Source organism: Syntrophales bacterium (assembly GCA_030655775.1).
GTDB lineage: Bacteria > Desulfobacterota > Syntrophia > Syntrophales > JADFWA01 > JAUSPI01.
Window position 1 is genome coordinate 1 of record JAUSPI010000111.1, and the last position, 17,314, is coordinate 17,314.

Below are 17,314 nucleotides of genomic sequence, written 5' to 3' on the forward strand. Positions count from 1 at the left end.
TTTGAAACATCTCCCGGAGAGAGAGTAAACGTTATCTCCTTGTCTCTGATTCGGGTCCGCTCCAGGAGAGAAGATGCCATATCGAGAAAGATAGACCCCTCGACGAGTGATCTGAATGCGGGATGAAATGGCCCCGCTACAATACTGCCGTCCTCTTCCATCTCTCGCGTCGTCTGAAGACCGAGCCTTATGACGGTAATATCAGCTTCTTCAAATTTCATAAGGGCGTATTTGCAATATTCGATCGCATCGCCGATGGTCATCGGACGGTAGTCTCCATTGCGGTAAGACTCTGCCAGAGCAGTATCACTGAAGACGATGGTCGGATGGATTCTCACCGTATCGGGATGGAGAGCTATGGTTTCATCAACTGTGTATTTGAATCTGCTTTCGGTGTCTCCGGGGAGTCCCACCATGAGATGCATGCCCGTCTCGACCCCCCTTTCTTTGAGAATCCTTATTCCGTTTTTCACATCTGCGGCTGAGTGTCCTCTGTTGGAAAGATTCAAAACCTCATCAACCATTGATTGAGCGCCGATCTCTACAGTCCTGACATGAAATTTTTCAAGCAGGCTCAAACTTTCATTATCGATATGATCGGGTCTTGTGGAAATCCTGACGGAGTTTACCAGCCCTTTTTCTATGAAGTGTTGTGCAAACCCTAAAAGTTCGGTTTGATAGGCTCTATCGATGCCGGTAAAGTTGCCGCCGTAAAACGCTATCTGGATGTTATCTGCCTTTCGTCGTTTATTATTGAGATACCTGTACACTGTTTCCCTGAATGTGTTTTCTGTTATTCTGTCAGGGAAATCACCGGCAGTTATTTTTTCATTGCAGAATACGCATCGATTCGGGCATCCGCGGTAGATGACAAATATGGGAATTATCAGTTGCGTCATTTCTCTTCCAGTTCTTCTAAAGCCTTCTTTGCTGCCTGTTGCTCCGCGTCCTTTTTATTTTTTCCGGTACCGGTTGTTTTCAGTATGCCTGGAATAACCAGTTCTGTCTGAAATATTTTATCGTGATCGGGGCCATATTGATTAATTAGTGCGTATTCCGGTATTACCTTAAATCTGTTCTGGCTGATCTCCTGGACGTAAGTTTTATAGTCCCTGTAAATGGTCTGATCAAGCCCATTTACGATTAAGGCCTGGAACAGGTCGGTTATAAGCCTGTGGATCTTTTCGTATCCGGAATCGAGATATATTGCGGCCATCAACGCCTCGAAGGTGTTCGAGAGGATGGATCGTTTATTTCTGCCACCGGAGGATTCTTCCCCTTTGCCGAGCAGGATAAAAACGCCGAGGTGGAAAAATTTTGCCAGTTCAGAGAGTGCTTGTTCATTGACCAGGGATGCCCTCAGTTTTGAAAGTTGCCCCTCTGTATAATCCGGAAATTTTTTCATCAATATATCGCTGATACAGAGTTCAAGTACGGCGTCTCCCAGAAACTCCAGCCTTTCATTATCCTTGCACAAGAGTTCCTGTTTCTCATTCACATACGATCGGTGCGTGAGGGCATTATCTAAGAGGCTTATATCGTTAAAAGTATAAGAAATTCTTTTCTCGAAATCCTTGAGTTTTTCAGTTCTCTCTTTATCCATGTGCGATTTTCCTTCCGAGTAGTTTTCCTCCATCTCTCTTATCTGCTATGATGGCAACGATATTGTTGGCAAGAGATGCGGTGTTCTCTGTAATAAGAACAGGGATGTAATTTTCTGAAAACCCTTTCTGTAGCCCGGTATCCCTGTCTTTTTTGTCTTCAATTAAAACAGAGAGACTTTTTCCTATAAATCTTTCAGCGAAGGCTGCCCGTTTCTCCTTTCCGAGCAGTCTAAGTATCTTCGAGCGTTCCTTTTTAACATCCTCTGCAACCTCGCCGGGGAGAGCCGATGATCGGGTTCCGGGGCGTTTAGAGTATCGAAACACATGAAGGTATGCGACAGGTATTTCCTCGATAAATGCAACGGTATTTGCAAACTCCTTCTCTCCCTCTCCGGGAAACCCGACCATGACATCTATACCCAGGGCGATGTCCGGTATTGCGTTCAGGAGCTTTTCTATGAGGCCTCTGAACAGTTTAGTGTTATAATCCCTTTTCATGAGTGACAATATTTTATTATCTCCGCTCTGGAACGGTATGTGAAGGTGCGGGCAGATTATTTTTGAATCCCTTATGTGGGAAATCATTTCATCTGTTACCTCGGTCGGTTCTATGGAACTCAGGCGCAGCCTTTCCACCGTTTTATTCTCCTCTATTTTTTTCAGAAGGGTGAGGAGGCTCGCGGGGGGAGAGAGGTCCTCGCCGTAGACGCCTAAATGGATGCCCGACAGGACAATTTCCCTGTGTCCCGCTTTTCCAAGTATCCCGATCCGATCGAGGACATCTTTTTCGGGAAGGCTTCTGCTTCGTCCCCTCAAATAGGGAACGATACAGTAACTGCAGAAGGAATTGCATCCGTCCTGTATCCTGAGGAATGCCCTTGTGTGTTCCGGAAATCTCGTAACAGGGAACCCTGAAATATTTTTAACGTGACCGATTGTGCCGACGAGGATCTGCTGCTCCCCGTTTACCATATTCCGGATAATATCGGGTATGTCTTCTTTTTCTGCGTTTCCCACCACAGCGGCCACCCCCGGAAGTCCGGATAAATCGCCGGGGGCTCTCTGAGCATAGCATCCCGTTACTATTATGGAGGCTTTCGGGTTGTTCCTGTAGGCTTTTCTTATCAGCTGCCTCGACTGGTAGTCCGTTCTGGCGGTAACGGTGCACGTATTTATGATATACATGTCCGCTGAGTTGTTGAAAGGCACATTGATAAAACCACTTCCGGCAAGCTTTTCGATGATGCCGGCGGATTCATACTGGTTGACCTTGCATCCGAGCGTAGTTACCGCTATTTTGTATGAGAGTTTCGAGTTCAAAGTTCAAAGTTCAAAGTTCAAAGTTTCGAGCTTAAAGTTCTGAGTTCAAAGTTCAAAGTTCAAAGTTCTGAGTTCCGGGTTTTTTAACTGAGAACCCAGAACTCAGAACTCAGAACCCGCAATGGGTAATTACTCAATCCATCCGCCACCGAGAAGCTGTTCTCCACGGTAAAAGACCGCCGCCTGGCCCGGTGCTACCGCCTTTTCCGGGTTTATAAATTTTACATAGGTCCTTTTGTCTAAGCGGTTTGTGGTTATTCGTGAAAGGGTGCCTTTGTGGCGGTATCTTATTTGAACAGTCGCCTCTATTTCTTCCCGTCCGGGATAATCAGGGGAAACCCAGCAGACATCCTTAACTGTAAGCCCCTGGAGGTCAAGATCATCGCCTCTACTGACGACGACCTCATTTTTTTCCTTGTTGATTTCAAGGACATAATAGGGGTGCGTTGAAGAGATGTTGAGACCTCTTCTCTGTCCAATGGTGAAAGAATGTATTCCTGGGTGTCTGCCGAGGATGTTTCCTTCTCTGTCGATTATATTCCCGGGCGAAGGATATACTGCTTTAACATTTTCCCTGATAAAATTCCTGTAATTGTTGTCGGGGATAAAACATATCTCCTGACTTTCTTTTATTGCTAAGGATTCAAGCCCGATTTGTGAGGCGATCCTTTTTATCTCCCCTTTTGTCTTATCTCCATTCGGGAAGAGGATTTTAGCGAGTTCCTCCTGACCGAAAAAGAAGAGAAAATAAGATTGATCTTTGTTCCTGTCGACTCCTTTAAGGAGACTGAACTGAACAGCGAGCGCATTCCCCGCTGCTTGTTGCGGGGTTAGCGAGCGAACACGAAAAACATTTTCCTTAACAGTCGGAGATTCCCCGCAACTTGTTGCGGGGAGCTTCAATTTGTTTTCACTAATGTCACGTTCGATACGTGCGTAGTGACCGGTGGCGATATAATCGAAATTCCATTCTCTTGCCTTTTTCAAAAGATATTTGAATTTTATTTCCCTGTTGCATTTAATGCAAGGATTGGGTGTCCTTCCGGCCATATATTCAGAAATAAAATAATCTACCACTTCCCTTTTAAATTCAACTGTCAGGTCGATTTTGCGGAGGGGGATTTTTAATTTTGTGGCCGCCAATTGTGCATCTCTTTCACCCCTGTTCGGGAATCCGTTCATTATGTGGAGACCCTCCACATAATATCCCTTTTCCATGAGGATAAATGCCGCAACCGAGCTGTCGACACCACCGCTTATACCGACCAGTACCTTTTTCCCGTTCATTGGATCCATAGCGCTCCGGTGGATATTTAATGCAAGACACTAAGACTAAGACTTATCCTTGTCAAGTGTAAAAGATTGGATAGATTTTAATGAACATTTATGCTAATCCTTTAACCCGGATTATGCAGTAGCAATCTACTGGAAAATATAGGTTTTACAATCAAGCAAGGAGGTCCTGTTGTGGAAGAATTCATCAATTATTTGTCGGCCAATCCAATTGCCCTTATTGTACTTGCAGCTGTTGTACTTCTGATGGTCTTCTTCATTTTTAAGAAATTGTTAAAAATGGTATTGATATCCGGTCTAATTTTGGCAGCTCTCTGCGGGTATTATTATTACAAGGCTCCTGAAGAATTTCCTGAAAATGTCAAGAAAACAATTAGTGAAGTTAAGGACAAGACCGGTAAGGTAGTTGAAAAGGGGAAAAAACTTGTGAAAGACCTGGAGGGGATAGTGGAACGGGTGAAGAAAGCCACTTCGGATTAATAGATTGAGGCACAGAGGCACAAAGTAACAAAGGCACATAGAGGTAGGGCATGTTTGCGTGCGGGTACGTACAGGCAGGCAGCGGCTCTTATGCTTATGTTAAAAAAGATCTACCTCCATTGCTCTTACCGGGCAGGCTGAGACGCATAATTCACATCCGTTGCACTTTTCCGGGTCGAAAAGTACCTCCATCGATATTTTATCTAAGTGGAGTGCATCGGTTGGACAGAATGCCGTGCAGGCACCGCAATGGACGCATTTATCTATGTTTTGAGTGACGCTTTTCGAGAGTGGTTCGACCTTTAGCCCCGTCTCTTTAAGAAATCGGATGCCTTTGTCAAAGTTTTCCTTCGTACCGCTCAGTTCCAGCACTATTATCCCTTCTCTTCGAGGGAATATCCTCGCTTTCAGTATGTTGAATGCCAAGTCATGTTTTTTTGCAAGCTGATATATGATCGGTTGATCTATAATATCTGCGGAATAGCGTATAACCACCTTTTTTGAATACATGTTGTCTCTTTAATCTCCGGCATTTTCTTTAGATGCTAAGTTAGCAAGCGAATCTTGTCAAGAAATAAAAACACTTATCTCATGACAGAATCTAAACTTAACAGTTCATCCCAGTCAAAGGACTTAAATGTTTCTCTGAGGGGATGATCATCGTCGACAATATTGTAGGTTATCCTTGTAAAGACCGAACAGGCGATCGTTCGGACGGATTCCACCGGTACCACATTATCATTCCTGCCATGATAAACAGTAACCGGAACGTCGACTTTCTTATCCAGATATGATTTAAATTCTTCTTGGTTGAGAGCCGGTGCCAGCAGAATCAGTTTCTTTACCTTATTTTTGTTGTTACAGGTGTAAATGGCGGCCATAAGCCCCCCGAAACTGGATCCTACCAGTATCAAGTCTGTTTTATCCGAGAGGATTTTGTTCAGTTTGACCATTCTTTCTTCAAGTGATCCCCTGAAATCTTCGATAATCATATCGGGGTATTGTTTCCTGAAAAAGACGCCTTTGGTTCCCCCGCTGCTGCTTTCGAGGCCATGGATGAAAAGTCTGGTAGCGTTCATAGTTAATCTTTCTTCTTGATGTGGTTTTATTGTTTTCCTGTGGAAATGGGATAAAACCTCCGCCCTTGCAGGGCAAGCCTTTGGGATAAAGCCTCCGTCTTTAGTAGGGCAAGCCTTCAGGCTTGCTGTTGTTCATGCAGGGGCTAAAGCCCTGCCCTACGGGTTAGAGGCACAAAACGACAGTAGCTCATTAATACTATAATTGAGAAAAAAGTGAAAGATTTCTTCTTGTCTGTTTTTGCGTTGCTTTGAATGTGCCGGTGTGTTAAAAATGCCCTGAACTCAGGTGGAGGAAATTTTTATGTCTGTTATTGTTCCCTTCAGGGCTGTTAGACCACGGAAGGAATTTGTTAAAGAGGTAGCTTCGTATCCTTATGATATTGTCAGTTCGGACGAAGCAAGAAAAATAGCTGAAGGAAATCCAAGAAGCTTTTTACATGTAATAAAATCGGAAATAGATTTGCCGCCGGAGGTGGATATCCATGACAATATAGTCTACAAAACGGCAAGAAAAAATTTTGATACACTGCTCAACGAGGGCATTTTATTCCAGGAGAGTGTGCCATGTTTTTACATATATCGCCAGAGAGAAGGCAAACATGAACAGTATGGAATAGTTGCCGGAGTGAGTGTTGAGGAGTATGAATCCGGCCGGATAAAAAAACATGAATTGACACGGGTGGATAAGGAGATTGACCGAACAGAACATATAGCCGCGGTAAATGCCCATACAGGACCGGTACTGACAATTTACAGGGGCAGAGATTCAATTGATCGGATTGTTGAAAAGATTACAAATGCCTGGCCCGAGTATGATTTTACTGCTGATGACGGTATTTCTCATACGGCCTGGATTGCCGATAATGAAGAGGATATCAAGAATATAAAAAAAGAATTTTTAGAGATAGATTCACTGTATATAGCGGATGGTCATCACCGGGCGGCGGCTGCCGTGACGGTTGCCGGGAAGCGCAGGATCGAGAATCAGAATCATAGAGGGGATGAGGAGTACAATTACATGATGGCCGTTCTCTTTCCCCATGATCAGATCAGGATAATGGATTATAACAGGATCGTCAAAGATTTGAATGGCTTGAGTGAAGAAGAATTTATCAAGAAAGTTGCTGAAAAATTTTCGATATCCAGGAATTTCGAAGATAAATCACCCGGAGAATTGCATGAATTTGGGATGTATTTAGGCGGCACCTGGTTCAGGCTGAAAGCTAAGGACGGCAGTTATGATAAAAATGATGTCGAGGGCATTCTCGATGTTTCTATACTTCAGAATAATATATTGAACCCTATACTCGGTATCAGTGATCCGAGGAGTGATGAAAGGATTGACTTTATCGGCGGCCCGGCAGGGATGGGGAGACTGGAGGAGCTTGTCGATTCAGGTGAGTTCGCCGTGGCGTTTTCCCTGTATCCGACGACTCTGACTCAAATGATGAATATTGCCGATGCGGGAAGGATAATGCCTCCGAAATCTACCTGGTTTGGACCCAAACCGAGGAGCGGCATATTTGTTCATCTATTGGAATAATATGGCGGGAAATACGGTACGACAAAAAGAGATAGATATTAATCTGAGAAGGGAAGGGGAAACGATTGATGATCTTCTCGGAGGCCAACTCAAAATTCTGCAGAAAAAAAGGGGATACCGATTTTCTGTTGATTCTCTCCTCCTGACCCATTTTGTCCAGCTGAAGAGAGATGATAGTGTCATCGATCTGGGAACAGGGGGTGGAGTTATACTGTTGATTCTTTCTCACCGATTTCACTGTGGGGAGATGGTCGGAGTAGAAATCCAGCACGAGCTTGCTGATATGGCAAGACGGAGCGTTAAAATGAACAATCTCGAAAGCAGGATTGAGATTGTTTCGGGTGATATCGGCGAGGTTGAAGCTCTTTTTACTCCGCAATCATTCAATGCGGTGATCTTCAATGCTCCTTACAGAAGGTTAAATTCGGGAAGGATAAATCCCGATCTGGAGAAGGCCGTAGCAAGACATGAGATAAAAGGTACAATTCGTGACTTTCTATTATCGGCTAAGTATATAGTAAAGGAAACAGGCAGTGTATACCTTGTCTATCCCGTAGTCAGGATGGTGGAACTGCTTTTCCAGATGAGAACATGCGGTATTGAGCCTAAGAGACTCCGGATGGTATACTCCAGCCATTTTTCAGAGGGTGAATTCTTGCTGGTGGAGGGTAAAAAGGGTGGAGGAGAAGAACTGAAGGTCTTGCCGCCCCTTTTTATTTATCAAGAAAATGGAGGGTATACAGATGAGATGGAGACTATTTTTAAGGAGATTTCTGCTTCTCCCTCATTCTCCTCCTGATTATTTCTTTGGTCATTACCCTTTTCAGTATATTGGACAGCTCTTTATCCGATACGGAGGCCGCACTGTCTCTGATCATTTTACTGTCCCGTTCGTTCAATGAGTGTTGTTCAGGAAATATGAAATTTTCTTCGTTTTTCGGTATTACCCCGACAGAGAAGTAGATATTTTTTATCATTTCCTTGCCGAAGATTTTGTTAGTTTTGTCGATTATGTCCAGTTTCATGAACTGGAGCTGATGCATCCAGATGGAGTTTGAAACTTTTACAAAGAGCGTGTTTTTTCTTAATCTATCAGGGTGTGTCTGGGCTGATATCTGTGGTCCGACTGCCTTATTCCAGGCATCCAATATCTTATGATCTGTAAAATTTTTGGAGATGTTCAAATTTTTCAATGTCTTTTGCAGAACATCACCGAGTTTCTGGAGATTTTTTTGGTATTTTCGTTTTCGATACATACCTTTTTTTTTCATAAATATCTCTTTTAGTCAAGGGAGCAATTGATAAAAGGCGAAAGGTTAAAGGTTAAAGGTCAAAGGCAAACGGCTAAGGGCTAAGATGTTGTTTTTTCTACCTTTAGCCTTTCACCCGTAGCCTTTAACATCTTTTTTATCAGGAGGCTGGTATGAATTTGTCCGATATGATCAAGAGTGTGAAAGAACATCCCGACTATCATAAGGCAGGAATGATACTCTGCCACAACGGTGTGGTGAGGGAAACATCGAGAGACGGAAAACGGGTTTCCAGTCTCGTGGTTAATGCAGATAGAGAGAGATTGGCAGAGATAGTCGCTCAGATGAAGATGCGTCCCGGAATAATAGAGGTGTTAGCTGATGTAAACGAGGGAAAGCTCCTTCCCGGGGATGATGTTATGTTTATCGTGGTGGCGGGCGATTTCAGGGAAAACGTGTTTTCTGCTCTAATGGATGCAGTCAACATGATCAAGAATGATGTAACCCGGAAGGTGGAGATGTAAGGGGAAATTAAAACATCAAATATCAAAATTAAAAATCATTTTACTTTTAAATTTTGCATTTTGATATTTAATATTACTTTGTGTCTCAACTGAAATTGTCCTCGTACCGCTTCCAGAATTCCGCTTCGGTGAATCGGTGCTCTTGTGTACCGCAACACTCCACTGCGTAGCTGGCACACGTTGCCCCGATTTTTGAGGCGTCCACCAGGTCTTTCCCCATGACCAGCCCCTTGATGAGGCCGGCTCGATAGGCGTCCCCGGCCCCTGTGGGGTCAGACACCCTGACCGGAGCTGCTGCAGGGATAGCCGTTTCTTGATTTTGTGTAGCGAGCCGGGAACCGTATTCGCCGAGTGTGGTAATAATGGCTTTGGTCCGTTCCATTAAACCATCTTTGTCCAGCCCGGTGGCCTCCATAATCATTTCCAGTTCGTAGTCATTGGAGATTAGAATATCCGAGCCCGTAATCATCTCGGCAAGCTGGTCTCCCGTGAAAGCCGGTATAGACTGACCGGGGTCAAAGATGTAGGAAACTTGAAGCTCCCTGTAAGTCCGGCTGTAGACAAGCATATCTTCGAGGCTGCCGGGTGCCACGATGGCGATGGCATTATGTGGATCAATACCGTCAAATTGGAACAGGGAGGGGTACTTCATGGCTCCCGGATTGAATCCGGTGATCTGGTTATCGGCCATGTCAGTGGTAATATATGCCCCTGCTGTCAATTCTTCGTCAATGCGCTTGATCCCGTTCAGGGGAAGGCCATGTTTGCTCAGCCATTCTTCGTACCGGTCAAAGTCCTTGCCGGCCGTAGCCAAAATCAAAGGTAGTTTTCCCAAGAGGACCAGGTTATATGCAATGTTTCCGGCTGTACCGCCGAAATTTTCCTTAAGCCCGTTGACCATAAAGCAAACATTGATAATATGAAGTTTATCCGGCATGATGTGATCGGCAAACTTTCCGGGAAAATCCATTATTCGGTCATAGGCCAAAGATCCTGAAACAAAAATCTGCATCGCAATACTCCTTATCGGTAATAAAATATATGAAACTGACACTTCTGTGTCAACAAGAAATTGTTCCCAGATTTATTGTCCCATTCGAGAAATGGGAGAAAACCCCGCCTTTAGGCGAAGACTTTAGTTTGGTAAAGGAATAATTCTTTGTGCCTTTGCAACTATGTGCCTTTGTGCCTCAAGCCATCAGCTTCTTCAGTTCTTCTGAAAAGGTATTGTATGCCTTGCTTCCGAAGAGAACGAAACGAACTGTTTCTATATCGGTGTGTTCTTTGAGGTAATCGATAGCCGTTTTAATGGCGATAGTGGCCGCTTCGCTTAGGGGATAACCGTAGACACCTGTGCTGATAGCGGGGAAGGAGATACTTTTCAGCCCCTTTGCTGAGGCGAGTTTGAGACTTTCCCGGTATGCACTCTTCAGCAGTTCCGCCTCACCTTCGGCTCCATCTATATATACGGGGCCTACTGTATGGATCACGTATTTTGCCTTGAGATTCCCTCCGGTGGTAATAACCGCCTGGCCTGTCGGGCAGCGTCCTATTTTTCGACATTCTTCCATAATGGATGGGCCGCCGGCCCTGTGAATTGCGCCGTCCACACCTGAACCCCCGGCGAGCTTCGTGTTGGCAGCGTTTACTATGGCCTCTGTTTCTTCATTCGTTATATCGCCCTCAATAAGGGATAAAAGAGAGCGGTTTATCGTGACCTCTGGCTTCATTGTTCTCTCCCCGTCGACCGGCATCCTCGATGATTTTCAACCCTGATCCCAAGAAGAATAACGAAACACAGCTCAGTTGTAAAGTGAAAATGCAGATAGCGCGTTTTCCTTGCCGAGAGTTTCGAACGTTATACTGAAGCTTTTCTGTTGAAAACTGAACTGTTAAATGGTAGGTAACGCAGGTAATCTCCCACCCCTTTTTATGAAATCATGCCAGAATACCCCGTGCTGTGCACGGGGAGGGATGGCATCCTTATATTTTCCTCTCCCCCGGTAGGAGAGGGTTAGGGAGAGGGGGAATTCTGAAATGTTTTTCACCCCCACCTTAGTCCTCCCCCATCAAGGGGGAGGAGATTACTTGAGATGCCCCGCCTTGTAGGAGGGGTAATTCACTAGTGAATGCCGCATGATCTGCTGTGGAAGTGTTTGATATGTTGAAAAATGGATTCGAAAAAACCCAGGAAGAAATACTCCAGGAGAGAGCGGAAGCCCTTGGACGTGCCGGCGAACGTCTGTTTGCCGTCCTGAAAGAGCTCAAGGAGATAGAGAAAATAATTGATTCAAAAGAAGCGTTTATTCGGTCCGGGGATGATGGGACAGAAAGGGCGGTAAGAGAAATCAACGGGGAGATAGACAGGTATAACAGGACAAGGGAATATGCCAAACTCAGATATTACTACCTCATTGTAATCAGAGAGGCTGTTGGATTTCGCAGGCATAAACAGGTTGAGGAGATATACGGGATTCCTCCGCAAAAGAGATATATGTCGAATCAGGGGCTGTAATGGACAAGTATAGAAAACAGAGGATGAGAATGATCGATTCTCAGATACGGTCAAGGGGGGTCGGGGATGAACGGGTACTGAAAGTTATGGAAATGATCCCACGGCATTTTTTTGTCGATGAAGGGTTGATAAATCAGGCATATAATGACAATCCTCTCCCGATTGGGGAAAGACAGACAATATCCCAGCCGTATATAGTCGCCCTTATGACCGCGGCGCTGGAATTGAAAGGCGATGAAAAGGTTCTTGAAATTGGAACGGGGTGCGGATATCAGAGTGCGGTACTCTCAAAGCTTGCTGACAGGGTGTTCTCCATTGAAAGGATAGCTTCTCTTGCCAGTAAGGCAAGGGCGTTGCTCGATTCGCTCGGTTGTTTCAATGTGCTGATCAGGGTGGGAGATGGAACGTACGGATGGAAGGAAGAGGCTCCCTTTGATGCGATCATCATTACGGCAGGTGCCCCTGATGTTCCAAAACCGTTTTTAGAGCAACTGGCCGTCGGAGGAAGACTCGTTGTGCCGGTTGGAAGTCGACATTCACAGACGCTGTTAAAGCTGACACGCCTGTCGGAAAACATTGAAGATATAAAAAAGGAAGACCTTGGTGGATGCCGTTTTGTTAATCTTATTGGGGAGCATGGGTGGGGAAGTTAAGAAAATTATACGATTGGGTTGAACGCTTTGCAGAGACACCATACGGTTTATGGGCGCTTTTTCTGCTCGCCTTTGCAGAGTCAAGTTTCTTTCCGGTGCCCCCCGATGTTCTCCTCATCGCTCTCGCGGTATCGATTCCTGCAAGGGCTTTCCGGTATGCCTTGGTATGCTCGGTGGGGTCTGTACTTGGCGGTATGTTCGGGTATCTGATTGGATATCAATTCATGGAATTCATCGGGTTTGGCATCTTGAATTTCTATGGGTTGACTGATAAATATGAAAGTGTGGCTGAACTTTATAACCGGTATAATGCATGGGCGGTTGGAATAGCCGGATTTACACCGATACCTTATAAGGTTTTTACCATTTCGGCAGGGGCATTCAGGATAAACTTTTCGGTGTTTCTGCTGGCCTCTGTGGTGAGCAGGTCGGCGAGATTTTTTCTTGTTGCGGGGTTGATATACATGTTCGGGGAACAGATAAGAACGTTTATAGGGCGGTATTTTAATATTCTTGCAGTGCTCTTTGTCCTTCTCCTTGTGGCCGGTTTTATATTGATTGGTTTTTATCCATAAAAATATAGCTTCAAAGGTTGAAGGTTCCACCACTTGAAACAGACTTTGTTAGCGGGGTAAAGCGTTTTGCGTCAAAAAATAGTGTTTATTTTGCTGATATTTCTGTTCATTCCCTCATGTGCGGTGCATTATAAGGAATCTGAACGTGCAAAAGGGATTTACCATTGTGTAAAGAACGGCGAAACGCTCTGGGGAATTGCTCAAGTATACAATACCGATATTCAGGATCTGGCCGAGATAAATAATATAACCGATCCCCGCCTTATAAAGGCCGATAGTGTACTCTTTATTCCCGGTGCCGATCAGGCCGTGGATTTAAGCCGTCCCGTCGAAAAGTCCGAATCTTCCGTTAAGCGTAAATTAAGTTCCTCGAAGAAGGTGGAAAAGAAAATACCGTCAAGACAGGAGATAAAGCGCAAAACGGTTTATATGGCCAAAGGAAAAACCAAGCCACATGTAAAGCTAATGTTTGATAGTAAGCGTTTTATATGGCCGGTAAAAGGCAAGGTGGTTTCAAGGTTCGGTATCCAGCCAAGCGGCATGAAATATAACGGGATCAACATATCGGCGAGGGAGGGGACTCCTGTTGTGGCTGCGGCAGGTGGGACGGTAAGTTACTCTGCCCCGCTGAGATATTTTGGTGATACAATTATAATAAAGCATGAAGATGAATATGCGACGGTGTATGCTTATCTGAAAGGTAGAAAAGTGGAAGCCGGTGATAGTGTTAAAAAGGGAGATCAGATTGCCCTTTTAGGAAAACCGGAGAACAGTAGCGGGCCTTATGTTCACTTTGAAATCCGGTGCGGGAACAAGGCCAGAAATCCCCTCTTTTTCCTTCCACAATAAAGGGTTTCCTTCCCTTCAACGCCTTGACAGATAACTTTTGCAAGTAAAAATCCTTGTTTCTTTTTAGATTTGACCGGGTTAGGTGAAGCCACATTCTTTTGACCGGGAGCGCACCCGCAAATCCCGCCTTGTAGGTGGGGAGTTTCAATCTTTGCAGAATAGGGAAGGGTTTTCAACTTTCGGGTATTTGCGTGTTGACCCGGTTACCTTTCGTGATTATATTACTTAAAGATGTAACTTTGGTTCATAAGAGGAGTGAAAGTGGATTTTGCGTTTGAGCAGGGGCATATAAGACCACCCAGCGAGGCTAAGAGTCTTCTTATCAGGGCCACAAGAAATTGTCCTTGGAACAAATGCGCTTTTTGCCATACTTACCGTGGAAGTAAGTTTGGGATGAGATCTGTTAAGGAAATTAAAGATGATATACAAAGGGCGAAGGATATTTCTGACCGGATAAGAGAGATGTCATGGGAAAATGAAGAGGGTGGAGAGGTTACGGAGCGCATACTCTCTATGATCTTTAATAACGGCAATCATTTCGACGATAGTTTCAGGTCTGTTGCTGCCTGGCTTTACTTCGGTGGCGAATCTGTGTTTATCCAGGATGCAAACTCTATTATTATGAAGACCGATGACCTGGTTGAGGTACTTTCGTTCATCCGTGATAAATTTCCAGGTGTGAAGAGGATTACCTCGTACTGCCGTTCGAATACCGCTTCCAGGAAATCCGTCGAAGATTTTAAGCGGCTTCATAAGGCGGGTCTTTCCAGAATACATATTGGTATGGAGACCGGTTATGATCCCCTGCTGAAATTTATCCGAAAAGGTGTTACTGCCTTTGAGCATATTGAAGGCGGTAAGAGGATCAGGGCATCGGGTATCTCACTTTCCGAGTATGTAATGCCCGGGCTTGGAGGTGACAGGTGGTCGAAGGAACATGCAGAGGAAACAGCAAAGACATTGAATCAGATAAATCCCCAATTTATAAGGCTTAGGACACTCCAGGTGCGAAGGGATACTGATCTTTCTGAAATGATGAAGAAGGGAGAGTTCAGACCGATAGGGGATGAAGACATATTAAAAGAAATAGGATTGTTCATTAAAAACCTTGATGGTATTGAAAGTACAATTGTCAGTGATCATATATTAAATCTTCTGGAGGAGTTAGAGGGGACTCTTCCAGGGGATAAGGAAAGGCTTCTTGCCATAATAGACAGATATTTCAGTTTGTCGGAAGAGGAGAGGGCCGTATACAGGCTGGGAAGGAGAAGGGGAATTTACAGGAAGCTCGACGATCTTTCGGATGTGGGGATGTATCATAGATTAAAAAATATCGTGGAACAGTATCGGGCAAAAGATCATGGCCAGATGGATAGGGATTTATACAGTATTATGCATAACTACATTTAGTGTCCATCCAGAATTCCTTCCGTCTGGATATTCGACATAAGCCATAATTTTTTTGAAAAAAATTGAAAAAACTTCAACAAAAACGCAAAAGTGAAAATTCATTCTCGCCCTGCGCCTTGCTCAAATCAGACCCCACAATGCCCTTGATGTCTCCTTCTTGCAACGACATTCAAGGATGACACACCCCTTCCCCACTTGGTTCCCACAAAATGTCAGGAAAGTCAAATGTGGCGGCTGGTTTATCCAATGATATCAACAGGTTACGCGACCCCGCCACTTGACAAATAGCCTTTTGTGCTGTATGGTGGGACCATGGATATCATCAAAAACGCATCAGAAACCATATTCAAGCGGCTTGTCTGGCACACCGCCAAAAGAGATCAGGCCGGGATCGCGGAGAAACTCACTAATGAACAGGAAGTTCATGAAATATACGGACTTGGTGATGCCGGATTATTCGATGAATTTTTCTGTTTTTTGGACGAACTCGGTATCATGAAAGTTCTCGAACAGCTTGCCCCGCGACGTCGTTGCAAACGGCAGAGCCCGGTTCCTTTTTCCGCGGTTATGCTTATCTATCTGATGCGTATTGTAGCAGGGTTGAAGTTTTTTTACCATGCCGGGCCGGTTTTATTGCAATCTCAATCCCTTATGCGTCTCGTAGGATTTAATGGCCATGAGGTCAAGCAGGGCGTTAACCGGCGAAGTCTTGATAAATCGAAAACTGACTGGGAGGACAAAAAGAACACCGCGATAAGGGGACCGGTTTGTCCGGAATTTATAGCATCGTTTATTGTCGCTATTACCGGCAAAACCCTGGAGCGGGTTTTTAATAAAATCATTTCAATATTGGCGGCGAACTCATTTTTCCCTCGTAAAATAAAGGCATTGCTTGATGCCTCCGACCTTGAATCCACCGAGCGATGCGAGAGCCGGGGTAAGGTGACCAAGGAAAAAGGCCCTGAACTCAGGCGACGCAGGGGAAGAATCAAAAAGATCAGGGTCACGGTGTTTGGTTTCAAGATATGGGTGGTTTGGGACCCGAACAGTGGTCTTCCCATTGCCATGCGTTTTGCCACTATTGAGACCCACGATGTTCTTCTGGCAAGAGAGGTTATAGAGCAGGCCATTACCAACCTTGGAGAACATGCCGTGATTGTCTCTATTGCCCTGGATCGCGGTTTTATGTGCGGCAAGCTGTTATGGTGGCTCAATAGCAAAGGGATCATCTTTTATATTCCGGCAAAGTCAAACCAATATGTCTACGATGACGCCCTCTCGCTGGTGGAAACAGGCAACCGTGTCACAAGAGAGCGTAAGAGAACCACAGGGCATGGAAAGAACAGGAAGCAGGTTATCGACACCTGGGATGTTGTAGGGCTTGAGGGGTTGACGACCGCCGGGTTTTACGGTGAACTTGGCAGCGGCAGCCATGAAAACAGAAACGATTTTATACCAGATCCCATTAACGCGGTAGTTGTTTTGCATGATCCATACAGGGAAAAGAATCCTGATGTCAAGACACTGGTTATCCTGACCAATGGGCCTGCCAGCAAGCCGCTGAAGGTTTACGACGGTTATGACGCCCGCAGTGAAATCGAGAACTCACTGTTCAGGGAATCAAAACAGGGATGGTTTATCAAAAGACCGCCGGAAAACAGCAAGGCCGGCTTTCTTGTCCATGCCTATCTCACCATTCTGACCATGGCACTAACCAGGGCCTTCCGTGACTGGATGATTAAGCAGGAAGAGCTTGAAGACGCAGGCGAAGATACAGGTATCAGGAAGTTCCGCCAGAAAGTACGGCAGGAAAACTCCAACAAATGTATTGTCTTTCACTATGATCGCTACGCCATATTTTATCTCTATGAAATTCTGATCCTCTGCGGCAAAACAGTTTTAAAGCCCCGTGGAGTTCCCGACAAAATCACGCGGGAAGATGTTTTGCGTAAGCACGGAGCCTTGCTTGAGTAAACATTAAGCTCGTTCCGATCCCCACCTGACAATATTCTCTCAGGTTATCTGTAGGCCCGCATACATTTTCCGGCATCCTGTATCTTTTCCAGAAAAATGCCGGCCACTCTCAGCCTCCTTAATTTTATTCAAGCTATTACTCCCTTATCCTGGCGAGAAAAACGCTCTATGCAGGGTCTGTGGCCTCATGGCGCACCTTATAGCGCGACTTGCTGTTTGCGCTTGGGCTTATGTCGAATATCCAG

General features: G+C 45.0%; 19 protein-coding genes. 10 read left to right on the plus strand and 9 right to left on the minus strand.

Annotated features, from left to right (window positions below; translation table 11 throughout):
* The 4 genes from Q7J27_05745 to mnmA form a co-directional block, all read right to left on the minus strand.
* On the minus strand, positions 1 to 899 hold an 899-nt coding region (locus tag Q7J27_05745; protein MDO9528645.1), incomplete at its 3' end, for a radical SAM protein.
* Positions 896 to 1,603 (minus strand): ribonuclease III, encoded by a 708-nt coding sequence (rnc, locus tag Q7J27_05750; GenBank protein ID MDO9528646.1) that lies wholly within the window; start codon positions 1,601 to 1,603, stop codon positions 896 to 898. The genes Q7J27_05745 and rnc, both read right to left, overlap by 4 nt.
* Positions 1,596 to 2,924, minus strand: a complete 1,329-nt coding sequence (gene mtaB, locus Q7J27_05755) for a tRNA (N(6)-L-threonylcarbamoyladenosine(37)-C(2))-methylthiotransferase MtaB (protein MDO9528647.1) — start codon at positions 2,922 to 2,924, stop codon at positions 1,596 to 1,598. The genes rnc and mtaB overlap by 8 nt, the downstream gene beginning before the upstream one ends.
* Positions 2,925 to 3,053: 129 nt before the next feature.
* Positions 3,054 to 4,211, minus strand: a complete 1,158-nt coding sequence (gene mnmA, locus Q7J27_05760) for a tRNA 2-thiouridine(34) synthase MnmA (protein MDO9528648.1) — start codon at positions 4,209 to 4,211, stop codon at positions 3,054 to 3,056.
* A gap of 180 nt (positions 4,212 to 4,391) precedes the next feature.
* On the opposite strand from mnmA, the gene Q7J27_05765 reads away from it, so the two are divergent.
* Positions 4,392 to 4,697, plus strand: a complete 306-nt coding sequence (locus tag Q7J27_05765) for a hypothetical protein (GenBank protein ID MDO9528649.1) — start codon at positions 4,392 to 4,394, stop codon at positions 4,695 to 4,697.
* A 99-nt stretch (positions 4,698 to 4,796) separates the two neighbouring features.
* Here Q7J27_05765 and Q7J27_05770 read toward each other — a convergent pair whose 3' ends face one another.
* Positions 4,797 to 5,207: a 4Fe-4S binding protein gene (locus Q7J27_05770; GenBank protein MDO9528650.1), complete on the minus strand. Its 411-nt coding sequence runs from the start codon at positions 5,205 to 5,207 to the stop codon at positions 4,797 to 4,799.
* A gap of 74 nt (positions 5,208 to 5,281) precedes the next feature.
* A complete protein-coding gene (locus Q7J27_05775) occupies positions 5,282 to 5,776 on the minus strand; it encodes a YqiA/YcfP family alpha/beta fold hydrolase (protein MDO9528651.1) in 495 nt (164 codons plus the stop codon).
* A gap of 301 nt (positions 5,777 to 6,077) precedes the next feature.
* Here Q7J27_05775 and Q7J27_05780 point away from each other — a divergent pair, with 301 nt between their 5' ends.
* Together Q7J27_05780 and Q7J27_05785 are read left to right on the plus strand one after the other, a co-directional pair.
* On the plus strand, positions 6,078 to 7,319 hold the full coding sequence (locus tag Q7J27_05780; GenBank protein MDO9528652.1) for a DUF1015 family protein: 1,242 nt from the start codon (positions 6,078 to 6,080) through the stop codon (positions 7,317 to 7,319).
* Complete coding sequence (locus Q7J27_05785; protein MDO9528653.1) at positions 7,300 to 8,118, plus strand: methyltransferase; 819 nt, start codon at positions 7,300 to 7,302, stop codon at positions 8,116 to 8,118. Before Q7J27_05780 ends, Q7J27_05785 begins: the two co-directional genes overlap by 20 nt.
* On the opposite strand, the gene Q7J27_05790 is transcribed toward Q7J27_05785, so the two are convergent.
* Positions 8,081 to 8,590, minus strand: coding sequence for a DUF721 domain-containing protein (locus Q7J27_05790; GenBank protein MDO9528654.1), 510 nt, complete (start codon positions 8,588 to 8,590; stop codon positions 8,081 to 8,083). The genes Q7J27_05785 and Q7J27_05790 overlap by 38 nt on opposite strands.
* Positions 8,591 to 8,742: 152 nt before the next feature.
* Between Q7J27_05790 and Q7J27_05795 the strand changes: the two genes are divergently transcribed.
* Positions 8,743 to 9,093, plus strand: a complete 351-nt coding sequence (locus Q7J27_05795; protein ID MDO9528655.1) for a molybdenum cofactor biosynthesis protein MoaE — start codon at positions 8,743 to 8,745, stop codon at positions 9,091 to 9,093.
* Between the two features lie 85 nt (positions 9,094 to 9,178).
* On the opposite strand, the gene Q7J27_05800 is transcribed toward Q7J27_05795, so the two are convergent.
* On the minus strand, positions 9,179 to 10,105 hold the full coding sequence (locus Q7J27_05800) for a carbohydrate kinase family protein (GenBank protein ID MDO9528656.1): 927 nt from the start codon (positions 10,103 to 10,105) through the stop codon (positions 9,179 to 9,181).
* Positions 10,106 to 10,283: 178 nt separating this feature from the next.
* Complete coding sequence (locus tag Q7J27_05805; GenBank protein MDO9528657.1) at positions 10,284 to 10,823, minus strand: O-acetyl-ADP-ribose deacetylase; 540 nt, start codon at positions 10,821 to 10,823, stop codon at positions 10,284 to 10,286.
* A gap of 431 nt (positions 10,824 to 11,254) precedes the next feature.
* On the opposite strand from Q7J27_05805, the gene Q7J27_05810 reads away from it, so the two are divergent.
* From Q7J27_05810 to Q7J27_05835, 6 genes are all read left to right on the plus strand, one after another.
* Complete coding sequence (locus Q7J27_05810) at positions 11,255 to 11,608, plus strand: hypothetical protein (GenBank protein ID MDO9528658.1); 354 nt, start codon at positions 11,255 to 11,257, stop codon at positions 11,606 to 11,608.
* Complete coding sequence (locus Q7J27_05815) at positions 11,608 to 12,261, plus strand: protein-L-isoaspartate(D-aspartate) O-methyltransferase (GenBank protein ID MDO9528659.1); 654 nt, start codon at positions 11,608 to 11,610, stop codon at positions 12,259 to 12,261. The genes Q7J27_05810 and Q7J27_05815 overlap by 1 nt, the downstream gene beginning before the upstream one ends.
* Positions 12,249 to 12,836 carry a YqaA family protein gene (locus Q7J27_05820; protein ID MDO9528660.1) on the plus strand — a complete coding sequence of 196 codons (588 nt, stop codon included), beginning with the start codon at positions 12,249 to 12,251 and terminating at the stop codon, positions 12,834 to 12,836. The genes Q7J27_05815 and Q7J27_05820 overlap by 13 nt, the downstream gene beginning before the upstream one ends.
* 66 nt (positions 12,837 to 12,902) lie before the next feature.
* Positions 12,903 to 13,685, plus strand: a complete 783-nt coding sequence (locus Q7J27_05825) for a M23 family metallopeptidase (GenBank protein ID MDO9528661.1) — start codon at positions 12,903 to 12,905, stop codon at positions 13,683 to 13,685.
* Positions 13,686 to 13,946: 261 nt separating this feature from the next.
* A complete protein-coding gene (locus Q7J27_05830; protein MDO9528662.1) occupies positions 13,947 to 15,095 on the plus strand; it encodes a radical SAM protein in 1,149 nt (382 codons plus the stop codon).
* A 312-nt stretch (positions 15,096 to 15,407) separates the two neighbouring features.
* Entirely contained in the window at positions 15,408 to 17,069 is a 1,662-nt protein-coding gene (locus Q7J27_05835; protein MDO9528663.1) for a transposase, read from the plus strand.
* The last annotated feature ends 245 nt before the right edge of the window (positions 17,070 to 17,314 follow it).

Bases quoted from the DNA above. Each gene is read 5' to 3' on its own strand.
- Q7J27_05780 (MDO9528652.1), top strand. From the start codon at position 6,078: ATGTCTGTTATTGTTCCCTTCAGGGCTGTTAGACCACGGAAGGAATTT.
- mnmA (MDO9528648.1), bottom strand. From the start codon at position 4,211: ATGAACGGGAAAAAGGTACTGGTCGGTATAAGCGGTGGTGTCGACAGC.
- rnc (MDO9528646.1), bottom strand. From the start codon at position 1,603: ATGGATAAAGAGAGAACTGAAAAACTCAAGGATTTCGAGAAAAGAATT.
- Q7J27_05805 (MDO9528657.1), bottom strand. From the start codon at position 10,823: ATGAAGCCAGAGGTCACGATAAACCGCTCTCTTTTATCCCTTATTGAG.
- Q7J27_05835 (MDO9528663.1), top strand. From the start codon at position 15,408: ATGGATATCATCAAAAACGCATCAGAAACCATATTCAAGCGGCTTGTC.
- Q7J27_05770 (MDO9528650.1), bottom strand. From the start codon at position 5,207: ATGTATTCAAAAAAGGTGGTTATACGCTATTCCGCAGATATTATAGAT.
- Q7J27_05815 (MDO9528659.1), top strand. From the start codon at position 11,608: ATGGACAAGTATAGAAAACAGAGGATGAGAATGATCGATTCTCAGATA.
- Q7J27_05810 (MDO9528658.1), top strand. From the start codon at position 11,255: ATGTTGAAAAATGGATTCGAAAAAACCCAGGAAGAAATACTCCAGGAG.
- Q7J27_05795 (MDO9528655.1), top strand. From the start codon at position 8,743: ATGAATTTGTCCGATATGATCAAGAGTGTGAAAGAACATCCCGACTAT.
- Q7J27_05790 (MDO9528654.1), bottom strand. From the start codon at position 8,590: ATGAAAAAAAAAGGTATGTATCGAAAACGAAAATACCAAAAAAATCTC.
- Q7J27_05775 (MDO9528651.1), bottom strand. From the start codon at position 5,776: ATGAACGCTACCAGACTTTTCATCCATGGCCTCGAAAGCAGCAGCGGG.
- Q7J27_05800 (MDO9528656.1), bottom strand. From the start codon at position 10,105: ATGCAGATTTTTGTTTCAGGATCTTTGGCCTATGACCGAATAATGGAT.